Genomic DNA, 15410 nt, shown 5'->3' with positions numbered 1-15410 from the left:
CTGACAGGGGGAGAAAGGCGGGAGCAATTTGAAAATAGCGGACATATCCATTCGCCGTCCGGTGACGATCGCCATGATCATGCTGGGTGCGCTGTTTGTCGGAATTATCGCCATGCTCAGCTTGCCCTTGGATATTTACCCGAAGATGGACCTGCCCTATGCCGTGGTCGTGACCACGCTGCCGGGCGCCACCCCGACGGAAGTCGAGCAGCAGATCTCGAAACCGGTGGAAGAAGCCCTGCAGAGTCTCTCCGGGGTTCAGGAGATTGATTCGACCTCATTGCAGAACGTGGGCGTCGTGGTGGTTCAGTTCGACTATAGCGTTAACATGGCACAAAAACTGGAAGATATGCGCAGTGCGGTCAACCAGATGAGCGGCACCCTGCCTAAGGATGCCACTACTCCCGTCGTGCAGCAGTTCAATCCGGCAGACCAGCCGATCATGACCGTGACCCTCTCCGGCGGGCAGTCTTTGGCCGCTCTTTCCGATGAGGCCAAGAACATTATCCAGCCGGCTCTGCAGCATGTGAACGGGGTGGCCAATGTCGACACCGTCGGCGGTCTGACGCGCCAGATCACAGTGGAAGTGGACCCGGGCAAACTGGCTTATTACCATCTGTCCATCAGCCAGGTGGAGCAGGCCGTCTCCTCCGCCAATTATTCCGCCGACGTCGGCCAGGCCGTGCGCGGCAGTCAGCTGATCCCGCTCAAAGTCAACGGCCAGTTCACCTCTCCCCAGGAGCTGCTCAAAGTTCCGATCAGCGCGGGGATTCAGAACCTGTCCGTGGGGGACGTCGCTCAGGTCAAAGACAATTATAAAGATGTGACCCTCATCGCCAACTTCAACGGCCAGGCGTCTGTCGGCTTCAGCATCAAGCAAGCGAGCGGAGCCAATACGGTGAAAGTCTCCGCCGGGGTGCACCAGGCTTTGCAGGACTTGGTCAAAAATCTGCCCTCCGGCATGCACCTAACCGTGGTGAGCGATTCGGCTCAGGGGATTAAGGACGCGATCAACGTGGTGGTGGAGCATACCCTGATCGGTTTTATCCTGGGCATCCTGCTCATGCTTCTCATCCTGCGCAGTGTGCGCTCCACAGTCGTGATCGGGGTTGCCATTCCCATTTCCATCCTCACCACTTTTATTCTTATGTATCTTAACCACCTCACGATTAACATGATTACTCTGGGCAGCCTCGGGATCGCCCTGGGTTCCCTGGTGGACTTTTCCGTGGTCGTCCTGGAAAGTATTTTCCGGGCCAGGCAGCGGGGCTTGGGGCCGAAAGAGGCGGCAGGAGCGGGCACCGCAGAGGTGGGGACGGCGGTCATGGTTGCGGCCATGGCCCAGATCTTCGTCTTCGGGCCTTCTCTCTTCACCGGGGGCATAGCCGGCCAATTGTTCGGCCCGATGGCCCTGACCGTTACCTTCTCGCACCTGGTCGCTCTGATCGTGGCCCTCACCCTCACACCTATGCTCGCTTCCAAGCTTCTGGTGGGTTCCCGCTTCGCTCAGGAAGACACGATTCCGGGCAAAACGGCCCCCTTCCGCCCCTGGGCACCTTTTGACTGGTTCGGCCGCGGCATGCATGATTTGACGGCTGCCTATACCCGGGTTCTGGGCTGGAGTCTCAAGCACCGGAAAACGGTGGTGGTGCTGGCGGTGGTGCTCTTCCTGGCAGTGATTCCGCTTCTGTCCCGGGTGGGTACGGAGTTGATGCCGTCCGTCACTAACAACCAGATCAATGTCACGCTCACTTTGCCGGCCGGGACCAGTCTGGATGAGACCGCCCGCGTGACTCAGGAAGTGGAGAATAGGATCCGGCAGCACCTGGCGAATGTGGCTTCGATCTACGCCCAGATCGGTACGGTGGCCGGTTTCAGCGCCGATTCGACCAACAGTTCCAGCCTGATCGTGACCCTTAATCTGAGCGGAAACGAATCCGCGACCGGCGCCGCCAATGATCTGCAGCCGTACGTCGACAATATTCCCGGGGCCAAAGTCATCGTCCAGTCCGACAGCCTGGCGCAAGGGCCCGCCGGCGGGACGGTCCAGGTGCAGATCACCGGCCCGGATCTCAATACCCTGGCCGATCTCAGCAATCAGGCGGCCCGGATCATGCAGAAACAGCCTTATCTGAGTTACGTGGACAATGAGCTCTCCACGGGGCAGCCGGATTATGAATTGAAACTGAGCCAGAGCGCCCTGGTACAAAACGGTCTGACGGAGGGCCAGGTTGTCAGCGCCCTGCGCACGGCTTTCCAAGGCAGTACGGCCGGCACTTATTACCAGGGCGACAACGGCTATGATGTCGTGGTTCGCTTCCCGGAAGGGTATTCCCGGGATATCACCAAGCTTTCGGAAGTGACGGTCATGAATTCCGCGGGACAATCCATTCCCCTGACTCAGGTGGCCAAGACGATCCTGACGCAGGAGCCCACCATGGTGACCCATGTGGGGGGGATTCGCACGGTCTATGTCCAAGCCAATGTCTCGGGTGTATCCACAGGCCAGGCCCAGGCTGAATTGACCCAGCTCTTTAAATCCATCCGGATACCGAAGGGATACGAGCTGGGCTTCGGCCAGTATGCCCGCTTCCAGGCGGAGGCCTTCCGGTCCTTGGGCGTCGCGCTCTTCTCCTCGGTGGCCTTGGTGTACATGGTCATGGCGGGAATGTTCGAATCCTTACTCACACCCTTCGTGATCATGTTCTCCTTGCCGCCGACGCTGGTGGGCGCGGTCCTCGGCCTCTTCCTCACCCATAAGACCCTGAACATGAACTCCTTAATGGGGTTGGTCATGCTCATCGGCCTGGTCACGAACAACGCCATCGTCCTGGTGGACTATACGAACCAACTGAAAGCCAAGGGGCTGTCCCTGCGGGAAGCCCTCATGCAGGCCGGTCCGGTCCGCCTGCGTCCGATTCTGCTGACGACAGTGACCAATGTCGCGGCCATGCTGCCCCTGCTCATTCTCGGCGGCACAGGGACGGAGACCTTGGCTTCGATGGCGGCCGTCATCACCTTCGGTCTCACTCTGTCCACCTTGGTCACCTTGGTCTTGGTCCCGGTTATGTACGTGAATATGGAGTGGCTGATCGGGAAAGTCCGGCCTCATGACCGCAAGAAACCTCAGGGTCCGGAGAATGCGGCGCATGAGGATAGCCGTGCTCCGCTTGGTCCCCATCCGAGTGGACCCGTGAGTCCGGCAGGTTGAGGCGGTTCGGCGGAGCGCAGGGTAATTTCTGAGTGTCGGCTGAGCCGTGAATGCCGGAAGCACTTGGGGATATCGAAGGAAGTTTGGGATAGTCGAAGTAGTTGTGAATATCGGAAGCAGCTTCGGATACCGGAAGAGCTTCGGAATGTCGTGAGACGAACGGGAAGGTGCAAGTGAAAATCCGGGAGCTGGGCCCCGGGAGGGAAAGTCCCCCCTGGGGCCTTAAAAGTGAACTCCCTTTGCTAAAAAAATCTCTTGTCAGAACATACTTCGCATGCTATACTTTGTTGTGTTCGTCAAGGCAAGCAATCAATTGCATGCACGAAAGCCTTCCTCCGCGTTCCGGCCCCTGGGGGCACGATTCTAAGTATGAGAGGTGCTCTGCCCATGTCTGAAGAAGTGCGGGCCCAGAGTGAAGCAGACACGCGCAGCCGGGTCATGCGAGCTGCCCTGGAGGAGTTTTACCTGTGGGGCTACAAGGGAACGAGTACGAAGCGTATCGCGGAAAGGGCCGGGGTCAATGAGGTGACGATTTTCCGGCACTTCGGCTGCAAATCCGAATTGCTGCGGGCGGCGGCTGAGCAGGCTTTTCAGGAGCTGAGCATCCCGATTCCCGGTGAGGAATATTTGCGCCTTCCGTTGCGGGCAAGTTTGAGCAAGTTCATCGGTGCTTACCTGGAGATGCCAGGCGGCCAGACCGACCTTTTCACGCTGGGTATGTCTGAATCCTTTGCTCAGCCCCAGATGGCGGAACTCTTCAAGAGCTACGCCTGGCAAAACCGCGTCAACCTGGCGGAGTATTTCCGCCAAATGCACAGCGCGGGCAAACTTCGGGAGACGAATTTCAGCGTCCTGGCCCACATTGTTTTGTCAGCGGTTTACTCTTTAGTTATGGTGAAACGGAGGGCTCCGGAAAAAGTGAGCCGGGACCTCAAGGACGAAGAGGTTCTCGCCTGTTTAGTGAACGGAATTGCCTGTGCTTACGGGGCGGAGCCTGAGGGAGGAGAGGGGGAAGAGAGTAAAGATCAGGACTAGCGGTGCGGCCGGGGCCGGCGGCCTTGCCCCAGCATGGTCCCCAGTTGTCTGATATATCTAAGTATAGATGAAGTTATCTAATATAGATGAAGCGGTCGTCAGCAGGATCCGAGCCCAGGTGAATGGTGCTGACGATGCGTGCGAAGGCTCATCATCCGGCGCGCCGGACAGAATGCGCCGGCGCAAAGACTGCGTGCCCACGGATAGGATCCGGGCCTCGGGCCGGAGTGAAGACTGCGTACCGAACGATAGATTCCGGGTCGGAGCTCAGAATTGTGCCCGACAGATGATAGCTGTTGTAAGATTGTGACGGAATGTTAGGAGGGGGTTGGAGATGGCGCTTTCGAGAAAGACCGGGATCGCTGTTGTTTTGATCCTGGCCGCCATTGTGGTGTTCGGGGGCGGGGGCTGGTACTTTTATCAGCAAGCCAACTATGTGAGCACAGATAATGCCACTGTGCAAGGAACGGATCTTCAGGGTGCGGTGGTTCCCCTGACCTCCACCGGTGACGGCTATGTGAAAAATTGGACACCGACGGAGGGTATGACTTTCAGCCAGGGCCAGATCGTCGGCGAGGTGGATGGTTTGGTCGGTTCCACCCAAATCCGGGCGCCCATTACGGGGACCGTCCTGCAGAACGACACGGTGAATGGGCAAGTGGTTCTGCCGGGACAGAACCTGGGCTACATGGTAGATCTGAATCACCTTCAGGTGGTAGCCAACATTGATGAAGGGGACATCAGTAAGGTGCAAGTCGGGCGAAAGGTGGATATCACAGTTGACGCCTATCCGGGAAAAACTTTTCCCGGAACCGTGACCCGGATTGGCACGGCCACCTCGATGATCGTCAACGCGATCCCGAATATCAATCTGAGCGGAGTGTTCGACAAGGTCACGGAACGGGTGCCTGTCTACATCTCGATCGACAGGCTCTACGGGGTGCATCTGGTTCCGGGTTTCTCCGCTGCGGTTGCCATCCATCGGCATTAATGTGAGGAAAGTGGGTGATCAGCGGTGTCAGACAAGAAAAAAGTCATCCGGGTGATCCTTATTGTGGTGCTGGTTCTGGCGGCGGCCGGTGGCTATACGTACTACCGGTGGAGCAGCGGTTTTATCAGCACGGATGATGCCCAGATTACGGCGGACGGACCGACGGTGCCGATCACGGTGGCTTTCGGCGGGCGTTTGAAGAGCTGGCTGGTTAAGCCTAACAGCCGAGTTAACCAGGGCCAGATCATCGGGGAGGAGTCCAATCAGTCGGTCCTGGCGGCCAACAGCGGTCTTATTCCAATGGTTCAAGGCAATCCCGCGCTGGCTCAGCGTCTAGCGGACAGGGAGATCATACGCTCTCCCATCAGCGGGTTGATCGTGCAATGTAATGCCAGTGTGGGCCAGGGGGTTCAACCGGGCATGGTTTTGGCCCAAGTAGAGAATGAAAATCACCTGCAGGTGACGGCAAATATTTATGAAACAAAAATCCGCAAGGTACATGTGGGGCAGCAGGCGGACGTTACGGTGGATGGGCTGCCCGGGACGGTTTTGCACGGCCGGGTGGCCCGGATCGGCGAGTATACGCTGTCGGTATTTTCCCTGATTCCCAACGTCACGGCCGCTTCCGGCTCGTACACCAAAGTGGCGCAGAGAGTTCCGGTGGTGATCAATTTCCAAGATCCGCACTTGGCTAAACAAACCCTGGTTCCCGGTATGAACGCCGAGGTTAAGATCTATTTGCGTTAGATTCGCTTGGCGGCAGGCAAACCGGAATGCCTGCGACATCAGCGGCATCGGCATCATCCGCGGCAGCGGCGTCGTATTCGGCTGTGGTTCCGGGCGCGGTAAGCCTGGCTATGGTGGATAAACCGCAAGACCGGTTGGGTTCGAGCAAAGCGCAACCATGGTCTGCATAGATGCCGGCAAACCTGTTCGGAAAGGGGGGGATTCAATGTCTTTTGAGGAAAAGTTCGGGGTGCCCGGTTTGACAGTCATCAGCGTGGTCTTGGGGGTCTTTATGGCTATCCTGGATTCCAGCGTGGTCAATGTGGCTATTCCCAAGATGATGGCCGTCTTTGCCACCACTCAGAACACTATTTCCTGGGTCATCACGGTATATTTGCTGGCGACCGGTATGCTGACACCTGTGAGCGGCTATCTCGGGGATCGCTTCGGCTATAAGAAGATTTACCTCATCGCTTTGGTCATTTTCACTTCCGGTTCGGCTCTCTGCGGAGCCGCCTGGAATGTGCAGGCCATGATCGCCTTTCGCGTGATTCAGGCGGTGGGCGGGGCTATGCTCATGCCGATCAGTATGTCCATTCTCTTCAGTCTTTCCAAACCGGAGAAACGCGGTGCCATGATGGGTATCTGGGGAATTGCCATCATGTTTGCCCCGGCCTTCGGCCCGACCTTGAGCGGGTATATCGTGGAGTATCTCGACTGGCGCCTGATTTTTTACATCAATGTTCCGGTGGGGATTATTAACCTTTTCATGTCTTATTTGTACATTCCGCATTTTGAGCCGCGGCCGGCGGATAAGTTTGACTTTCCGGGATTCGCCACCTCCATCATCGGCTTTTTCTGCCTGCTCTACGCTCTTTCTGACGCCCCCAACGTGGGTTGGAACTCTTTGGAGATCATATCCCTCTTGGTCGCTTCGGGTGTTTTCCTCGCTCTCTTCGTGGTGGTGGAATTAACGACGCCCAATCCCATGCTTGACCTGAGGCTGCTTAAGATCAGGAAATTTCTTGTGTCGTCTGCCTCCATGTCCCTGCTCAGCATGGCTATGCTGGGAGCGCTCTTTGTGCTGCCGGTTTTTCTGCAGAACGGGCTGGGCCTCTCCCCGCTGCAAACGGGCCTGCTGACCATGCCGGGGGCTATCGTCACAGGCTTTCTCATGCCGGTGAGCGGCAACCTCTTTGACCGTTTCGGCGCCCGCCCGGTGGCGGTCTTGGGGCTGGCGATCATGTTCCTGGCCTCTTTGCTCCTGACCAATCTGAACCTGCAGTGGTCTTTCTTATCAATTATGCTGGTTTACATGATCCGCTCCGCCGGCATGGGCTTAAGCAACATGCCGATTTCAACGGCGGGCATGAACGCAGTGCCTCCTCCCTTAATCAGCCGGGCCACGGCCCTGCAGAGCACTCTGCGCAATGTGGCGGGTTCGATTGGGACCGCGGTTCTCAGCACGATGATGCAAAACCATACCAACTACGCTTTTAACAGTTACTTGCAAAATGTGAGCAATCACGCGGCGGGGCAAATTTCGTCCTTTGGGGTAACCCCCTCGGTCTTCGGGCTGACCAACCCGCAGCAATACTTGAGCTTGTATCTTTCCTTGCAGCAATTGGCGTTCCAGACCGGCACGCAGTACGCGCTCAAGATATCCGTTGTTATAACGTCGATCGCCCTGCTGGCGGCCCTGACTATCGGTAAGAAACAACAATTCAGTAAAAGCGGCGAGGCTCCGCACGTGATGGCGGAGTAAGCGGAGGCCGCGTTCGTTACCTGAGACGGTGCGGTCGCATTCGTTACTTATACGGTGCGGCCGTGGGAGTACCGGTTGCGGATGAGGGCATGTGGAGGCACAATTTCGAGTGAGAGTATGCGAAGGCTGTTCCGCACAAAAGCACGCGAGGGCACAGTTTCGAGTAAGAGTATCGGCTCGGGTAAGGTATGCGGGGGACTGCCGACTCCGAGCCGCGGGAGATTCAGACGGCGTCGATCACTGGTTCGGCGGAAAACGGTTTAGGCAAATAGCGTCGAGAAGGGGGAACAATTATGAAGGCTAGATGGACGGCCGGGTTGGCCGTGGGCGCGCTCTTCCTCGGTCTGGTTTCGGGGTGCGGCGCGGCGGGTACAGCCGGTGCATTGCCGGAAAAAGTGAGTGTGGAGGCGGCCCAGCAGGTGGCTATGCCGGTCGGGGACACATTTCTGGGTGTGGTGACCCCATTTGTGCAGACCAGTGTTGCACCCGCCATTTCCGGGATTCTGCAAACGGTCAATGTCCGGCCGGGCGATAAAATCACGGCGGGGCAGGTTTTGGCGACGCTGAACACCGACCAGCTCCAGGCCCAGGCGAATCAAGCCGCGACCGGTGTTCAAGTGGCTCAAGCTCAGAGGGCGGCGGCCGGGGAGCAGACGGGTCTCACGGTCCAGAATGCGCAAGCCGCCCTGAAGACGGCCCAAGCGGGTCTGAATAGCGCACAAACCCAGGGAAAAAACCAAGTGGGGGCCGCTCAGAAAGCTCTGGCTGCGGCTGAGGCCAATCTGAGTAAGGCTCAGACGGGTACGCAAAACGGGGTGACTCAAGCTCAGGATGGCTTGGCTCAGGCTCAAGACGGGGTGAACCAGGCCCAAAGCGCCGTGGCGGCCGCTCAGGCTCGACTGACAGCTGCCCAGAGCCTGACGGCGTCCGACTTGCAAATTGCCCAGGAAAATGTGACGAAGGCGCAGGATGCCATGAATACGGCCCAAACGGCCCTGCAACATGCCCAACAGGCAGCCCACTCTTCGACGGATCCCGGACTGCTGGCGGCGCAGGCTGCCTACGACCAAGCGGCCATAGGTTACCAAGGGGCCTTAGGTGCTCTGCAGGCGGCTCAGGCCGACAAGAGTGTCAGCGTGGCGCAAGCGGCTTACAACCAGGCGCAGAGCGCGCTGCAGGCGGCCCAGAGTCAGGTGCAGACAGCCCAGAGCGCCCTGGCGGCGGCCCAGAGCGGGAAGGATGTTCAGGTGGCTCAGGCTGCCGTCAACCAGGCGCAGCAGGCCCTGAGCGCAGCCGAAGCCGGCGCCGCGAGCGCGGTAAAATCAGCCGAAGCACAGGTGGGCCAAGCCCAGACGGCCTATCAGACGGCTTTGAATAATCCTGCCCTGCAGGTTAACGACGCCCAGATCCAGGCTGCCCAAGCATCCTTGCAGACGATTCAGACCAACATTGATAAAGGGCAGATCAAATCTCCTATCGGGGGCTATGTTCAGGCCGTAAATGCCCAGGTCGGGCAGGCGGTGGGTCCACAGGGCGGATTTATCGTGATCTCTTCCATGAATCCTCTCCAGGCGACGGTGGATGTGCCGGAGGCCCAGATCAGCCAAGTCAAAGTGGGCGCGGAAATGGATATCTATGTAGCCGCGACCGGCAAGACCTATCCCGGAACGGTGAGTGCCATTCACCCGGCCCTGGATACGGGGAATGCCGTCCTGGACAATGGGAACAGCAATTACCCGGTGGACGTGCTGATCAAACAGCCGGCGGCGGGGCTTCTCTCCGGCATGCGGGTCGAGGCTCATGAGGTGAACCCGGCTCAGAAAGTGGTGCTTGTTCCGGCCAACAGCGTCCTTAACATCCGGAATGATCAAGGCGAGGTCTTCGTGGTCCAAAACGGTACGGCCCGCAGTGTCACGGTGAAGCTGGGACAGCTTACGAATCTTGAATCTGCCGGCGGAGCGGACTATCCTGTCATGAGCGGCCTCAAGGACGGGGATCAGGTGGTGATCCAGGGGCAAAATCACCTGCTCAACGGGGATAAGGTGGTCATCACGACGCCCGTGGCCGCGTCCCACGGCTGATTCGGTTCCGGGTTCTATTTCAGATTCCATAGAGAGGGCAGGGGCCCCGGTTGGAGAAATCCCATCGGGGTCTTTTGCTGCCCTAAAAGGGCGACCCCTTCTCAGCTTGGATTCAGGCAGGCCTGCTAAAATGGGGGGGAGCTACCGAAAGGAGAGGCGGCCGGCGTATTAACTTTTTGGAGAAAGAAAGGACAGACGGGCAGATGGAAGCGGGTTCATTGGTTTAGCGGCAGGAAGATCGCGGATTTTGTCGAAATTAAATTAGCGATGGAAGCGATGGTAGAAAGTATGCGCACGATAGTTGAACTTAGAGAAGCCTGCGTCAGAGAACAGCAAGCACGGATGAGGGTAAACGGAAGAAAAGGCCACGGCAGTAAATTTAGGAACACAGCCGACAGTGAGACGGTTTGGGACGCGACTGCGGCCCACGGGGGCTGAGCAGAGAGGATAGGAGGGAAAAGGATGAAGAAACAGGATCTGAGAAACTACAGAGGAAGTCACGGACAAGAGTCCCCGCAGCGTAAGATGTTCATGAAAACGCGCGCGGGAACCGCACGCACCGGCCTTGCGGTTCTCCTGATCTTCTTTTTGGCTTTGCAATTGCTGCTGCCCGGTTCCGCACTGGCCGCGGGCGCGGGCTCAATCGTCCGCCTTGGCGGCACTGACCGTTATGCGACGGCGGAACAGGTCGCAGCCACCGTCAAAGGCCACGGAACGGGCAATGTTGTCTTAACGATAGGCTATAACTTCCCCGATGCCTTGTCGGCGGGGACGTTGGCGGCGGAGAAGAGCGCCCCCATTTTACTCTTGGACAGGACGGCGGCCGCCAGCATGGAGACCCTGCGGCGGGCGGCGGGCATCGCGGGTGCTTCCGGACACGTTTACTTGGTGGGCGGGACCGGGGTGATCGGCAGCGATTTCCGTCAGGCCCTGATGAGTCTGGGTGTGGCGGCGGCCCAAATCTCGCAGATCGGGGGAGTGGATCGCTACGCGACCTCCGTCCTGGTGGCGCGGGCAGAGGGAGCGGCCGCCGGCACGCCGGTTTTTATCACTTCCGGCGACAGCTTTTTCGACGCTCTGGCGGTGTCCTCCTTGGCAGCCGCCAAGGGGTATCCCTTGCTGCTTGTGAACCGTAACAGTCTGCCCGCCACGGTTGCGGCCTACCTCAAGCAGGAGCGGCCTTCTTTGGTCCAAGTGGTGGCCAGTCCCGGAGCTTTGTCCCCGGCGCCGGTGAATCAGGTCGAGCAGGCGGACCCCGGCAAAGTGCACGTTTTGGCGGGGGACAGTGCCTATGCGACCGAGAGTCTGCTTCTGAATCGCTACGCGCCCCACCCGGCGGGGCTCTATCTCGCTACGGGAGCGGATTATGCGGATGCCCTGACGGGGAGTGTTCCGGCGGCTCAAAACGGGGCTCCCCTGGTTTTGCTCGATCCAAGCTTGAACAATCCGCCCCCCGACTTGGACGGATACCTGGCAGCCTTGCCTTCTCTGCCTCTGACCGTTATCGGCGGGACGGGGGCCCTGCCGGATAGTTTGGTCACGAGCCTCAGCGGCTTACTGGGGCAGGCCGGGAACCACGTGATCGCCGTGAATGCGGTCAACGGCCGGATTTCCGTCACGATGAGCCGGGCTCCGGCCTCCACTCCGGACGTCACGGATTTTAAGCTGGAAGAGACCGTCAACGGAGGAACGGCCGCAGTCGTAGTTCCGCAAACGGTTGCCGTCGACGGGACCACAGTGACCCTGACGGTGCCGCAGGTGCAGCCGGCCGCACAGGTGCAAACAGTGGTGTACACGGTCGCCTACAAAGATTCGCAGCCGCTCAGCAGTCCCTCTTTTACCGTCGGTAATGCCAATGTGGCGGACCCCAACCGGACGTCCGTGGACTTCCCCTCCCCGTCCACACTGGTGGCGGGAAGTACGTATACGATCGCGTTAGTTCCGCTGGATGCATCCGGTAATCCCGCTCCTCTGAGCGGTGTGCCCGTGGTCAATTGGGGAACCGGCTCCTCTGCCCTGCCCCTTTTGGCCACCCTGACGCTCCCGGCTGCGGGTTCGGGTGACAACACTTATATCGTTACTTTTACGGCGCCTTTGACCGCCCAAGGGGGAGTCAAGGCGGTGCCGCTGACGCTGACGATCGGGGGTTTCAGTGCCACTTCTTCTCAGACTTATGTGAGCGAGGCTCCTCAGGCCTCGGCGTCCGGCACGGAAACCGTGCCCTCCGTTCTTTATCCGGCCGGGGTGCAGACGGTGACCCGGAAATTTCAGTGGCAATATGGTGGCTTAACTTATCTCTGGACGGTCGAGATTCCGTCGGACCTCCTACAAGAGGATCGGCAGGAGAGCGCCTATGTGGCCCGCTTTTTCTCGAGCGATGCCGCGGGTCAGCAGGAGATGCTGACTAAAGCTTCCAACTCGGAGCGGACGCTCATCCAATCCTGTACGGTGCAAAACGACGGAGATTATCGCCCCTGGGCGGAGGATCCGGACAATACCGCTTTCGTGCAGACCTTGGCTAAAGCTCTGGCCGCCACGGCTAAGGCGGACGGGGATGACACCTATGGTGAGGCCAATTTCTTCCTCAGCTTTGTGGGGGGAGCGATTCCTTACCAAATCACGGCAGTCCCGGAAATGCCCGCTCAGACCTTGGCGGACAACGGGGATTGCAAGGACACTTCTATTCTGCTGGCCGATCTTCTCAAGGCCGCGGGTTATAAGGCGGCCCTGATTTCTTTCCTGCCCGTGCCCGGGACGAGCGCCGGACATATGACGGTGGGCGTCGCTTTGAAAGACAGCCAGATCCCTCTGATTCCAGGTCTTGACGGCTTGGTCTACTTCAGAGACGGCGGCACAAACTATTACAACGCGGAAACGACTGCCCCGGGGACTTACATCGGTGAAGCGGGAAACTTCCCCAGCCAGGAAAACGGCCTGGAAAACTCCGGTTATGTTTTCCCGCTGCAGTAAGGTTTCCCCGGGTCCGCGGCGCCTTATCGTTGCCATCCTTTTCCGGACATAGTAAAATAGTTCATAGTAAGCGGGAAGGGTGAACTGCGAACTCTCTTGACACACGTCAGGGGAGTTCCCGGCAAAGATCTTGAAAAGGAGTTGGGGCTATGTCCCGTCCGGCCGTCGGTAAGAAATACACCTATGCGGATTATCTGACGTGGCCGGAGGATGAGAGGTGGGAACTTATTGACGGCGTGCCTCATCTGTAGGCAGCTCCGACATGGCAGCATCAGGCTATATCGAGGGAATTGATTGAAAAATAGTCAGCGTTTTTGTGCTGGAGAACAATGGGCGTTACGGGAGACAAGAGGTATATTCGGAAGAGGACCAAATCCAGGTCAGCATTTTTAAGGAGCTGAGGATAGGGCTCAAATCGGTATTTGCAAATATCTGACCAGGAGGATTAGCCGCATGCCCCGTGGCTTTAGGCTGGCTTTAGCCGGCTTTAGCCAGGGGGGGATTCAGGCATTCTCCCTGAGTTGAGACTCGACAAGCGGAAACCATTCAGCTTAGATGGGCCCCGTTTTTTGGCGCGCACACTCTGTAATGAGGTTAAGAGGAAAGGCGATGATTTCTTTTGACAGGCCGTTTTTTGGCCGACGCTTTCGGCCACCGCGTTTACCGCAAAGAAACTGCCGGCCTTAGGATGGCGGCGCGGACCTGGTTTCTCATCCTGCTCGTCATAATGCTGACCGTTTCCCCGGCGGTCCCGGCAGCGGCGGCTGAAAGCAGCGCGGCGGACCTGGCGCAAGTACGCGCCCTCCTGGATCAAGGTTATGTCGATCCCGTGCCCCAAGATGTCCTCAATGCCCCGACGATGGACACCATGCTTGGCCGGCTGGGGGATCCTTACACAGATTATTTTTCTCCGTCCGAGTACAAGGACTTTCAGGATTCGCTGAATAATCAGTTTTCCGGCATCGGCATCCATATGGTCATGACTCCGTCCGGGGTTGAAGTGGCGTCCGTGATTGCGGGGTCGCCCGCGGAAAAGGCCGGCCTGAAGCCGGGGGATATTGTTACCCGGGCGGACGCCCGGCCCTTAAGCGGTTTGTCATCCGGCGAGGCGGCCGCGCTCCTGCGCGGTCCCGCCGGTACGACGGTTCAGCTGGCCGTCAGGCGCGGGTGCGCGATTCTTTTCCTGCCTGTCACCCGTGCCGCGCTGTCCGAGCCGGAGGTGACAGGGCAGCTTTTGGACGGGCATATAGGCTATCTGCAAGTGAGTGTCTTTGGCAGCGCAGTGCCGCAGGCTTTTGCTCAGGCGGCGAGTGGTTTGCAGAAGAAGGGGGCGGATGCCTGGATTGTGGATCTGCGCGAAAATCCGGGCGGCTACCTGGCGGCCGCACTGGCCTTGGCCGCGGATTTCATACCGGGTGAAGCCGTCGTTCGGGTGCAGACACGGACCGGCGGCACTCAGACTCTCGTTGCTTCCCAAAAAGGGTTGGTTCGAATTCACGGCCCGGTGATCCTCCTGACCGATGAGAACTCGGCCAGTGCTTCCGAAGTACTGACGGCGGCACTCAAAGACCATGACGCGGCCTTTGTCCTCGGAGAAAAGACCTTCGGCAAGGGATCAGTGCAGCAAATCTATCCTTTTGCCGACGGGGCCGCCCTGAAAATGACCATTGCCCATTTCTTTTCACCGGCGGGGCATCCCATTAATCAAGTGGGCATTAAACCCGATCTCAGCGTTGATCCTGCCCTGGCCAAAGAAGCGGCAGAGCTTCTGCTGGCACAACCTACTGTGAATACCCAGAAGCCTGCCCTGAGCGGAGCGGGGAAAGTCGGGCCGAGCATGACGGTTGGCCCGGAGAATGACAGACTAAGTGGATCAGGCGGACAAGGGCAGGACAGAGTGGGCGCAAACGGACTGGGGCAGGACAGAGTGAGCACAAACGGACTGGGGAAGGACGGAGTGAGCCCATACGGACTGGGGAAGGACGGAGCAAGCGCCGACGGACTGGCGGAGACCGGGCAGATCTTTCGGGGCGGAGAGGAAGCGCGCTTCTATACTCAGGGGCGGATCTTCACCGTTCCTTTGGACATGGCCAGATCGAGCAAATATTGGCAAGTCTGGCGGGACATTCTGACGGGCGCTCCCCAACAGGCGCAATTCATGATCAAGGGCCAAGGCGGCTGGGCTTCGGTTCCCCGGGCCGAAGTACGGGAGAAGTGGCCTTTGTATTTTCCGGGCAGCCGGCTCGCAGGGGAAGTGGATAATCCGCCGCTCGCCCGTTCGTATACCCTGACCTTTTCCCAGCCGGTGAACGCCGGCAGCCCGGGGACTTCGGCAGAACTGCTGGATGCCGCGAAGGGTACGGTTATTCCCACCGTGGTCAAGGCGCAGGGTTCGGAAACCGTGCGGGTGACACCGCTTGCGCCGTTGCAGGCGGGCAAGACATACTGGCTTATCGGTGGGACCGGCGGCGGAGCGGACCAAGCCGGACTGTCGGCAAGTGCCCGGCAGATAATGCAAATTCGGACCTTTGTACCCCCTAATCCGAAGTAGGAGTAACATCCTGCGGACGCCGGGGCGGCATGAATGGAATCAGGGTCTGCACAGTTAAGAGCTTTCGAAGTCAGCCTTCG

8 protein-coding genes and 1 pseudogene are annotated in these 15410 nt (G+C 58.7%); all 9 read left to right on the top strand.

Going from position 1 to position 15410, the window contains the following annotated elements:
- The first annotated feature begins 28 nt into the window (after window positions 1–28).
- The 9 genes and pseudogenes from MNU25_RS01095 to MNU25_RS01055 all read left to right on the top strand — a co-directional run bounded on the left by MNU25_RS01095 (window position 29) and on the right by MNU25_RS01055 (window position 15330).
- Window positions 29–3211, top strand: a complete 3183-nt coding sequence (locus MNU25_RS01095; protein WP_240983389.1) for an efflux RND transporter permease subunit — start codon at window positions 29–31, stop codon at window positions 3209–3211.
- Between the two features lie 387 nt (window positions 3212–3598).
- A complete protein-coding gene (locus MNU25_RS01090) occupies window positions 3599–4246 on the top strand; it encodes a TetR/AcrR family transcriptional regulator (RefSeq protein ID WP_240983388.1) in 648 nt (215 codons plus the stop codon).
- A 334-nt stretch (window positions 4247–4580) separates the two neighbouring features.
- Window positions 4581–5237, top strand: coding sequence for an HlyD family secretion protein (locus MNU25_RS01085; RefSeq protein WP_240983387.1), 657 nt, complete (start codon window positions 4581–4583; stop codon window positions 5235–5237).
- 24 nt (window positions 5238–5261) lie between these two features.
- Window positions 5262–5984: an HlyD family secretion protein gene (locus MNU25_RS01080; protein ID WP_240983386.1), complete on the top strand. Its 723-nt coding sequence runs from the start codon at window positions 5262–5264 to the stop codon at window positions 5982–5984.
- A gap of 205 nt (window positions 5985–6189) precedes the next feature.
- On the top strand, window positions 6190–7728 hold the full coding sequence (locus tag MNU25_RS01075; RefSeq protein ID WP_240983385.1) for a DHA2 family efflux MFS transporter permease subunit: 1539 nt from the start codon (window positions 6190–6192) through the stop codon (window positions 7726–7728).
- 293 nt (window positions 7729–8021) lie between these two features.
- A complete protein-coding gene (locus MNU25_RS01070; protein ID WP_240983384.1) occupies window positions 8022–9809 on the top strand; it encodes an efflux RND transporter periplasmic adaptor subunit in 1788 nt (595 codons plus the stop codon).
- A 462-nt stretch (window positions 9810–10271) separates the two neighbouring features.
- A complete protein-coding gene (locus MNU25_RS01065) occupies window positions 10272–12779 on the top strand; it encodes a cell wall-binding repeat-containing protein (protein WP_240983383.1) in 2508 nt (835 codons plus the stop codon).
- 149 nt (window positions 12780–12928) lie between these two features.
- Window positions 12929–13027: pseudogene (locus MNU25_RS20395) on the top strand (Uma2 family endonuclease); the annotation flags it as partial.
- A 371-nt stretch (window positions 13028–13398) separates the two neighbouring features.
- Window positions 13399–15330: a S41 family peptidase gene (locus MNU25_RS01055; RefSeq protein ID WP_240983382.1), complete on the top strand. Its 1932-nt coding sequence runs from the start codon at window positions 13399–13401 to the stop codon at window positions 15328–15330.
- Window positions 15331–15410: the final 80 nt, after the last annotated feature.

Source organism: Acididesulfobacillus acetoxydans, from assembly GCF_902729405.1.
GTDB lineage: Bacteria > Bacillota > Desulfitobacteriia > Desulfitobacteriales > Desulfitobacteriaceae > Acididesulfobacillus > Acididesulfobacillus acetoxydans.
This window is presented reverse-complemented; position numbering and strand designations above follow the sequence as displayed.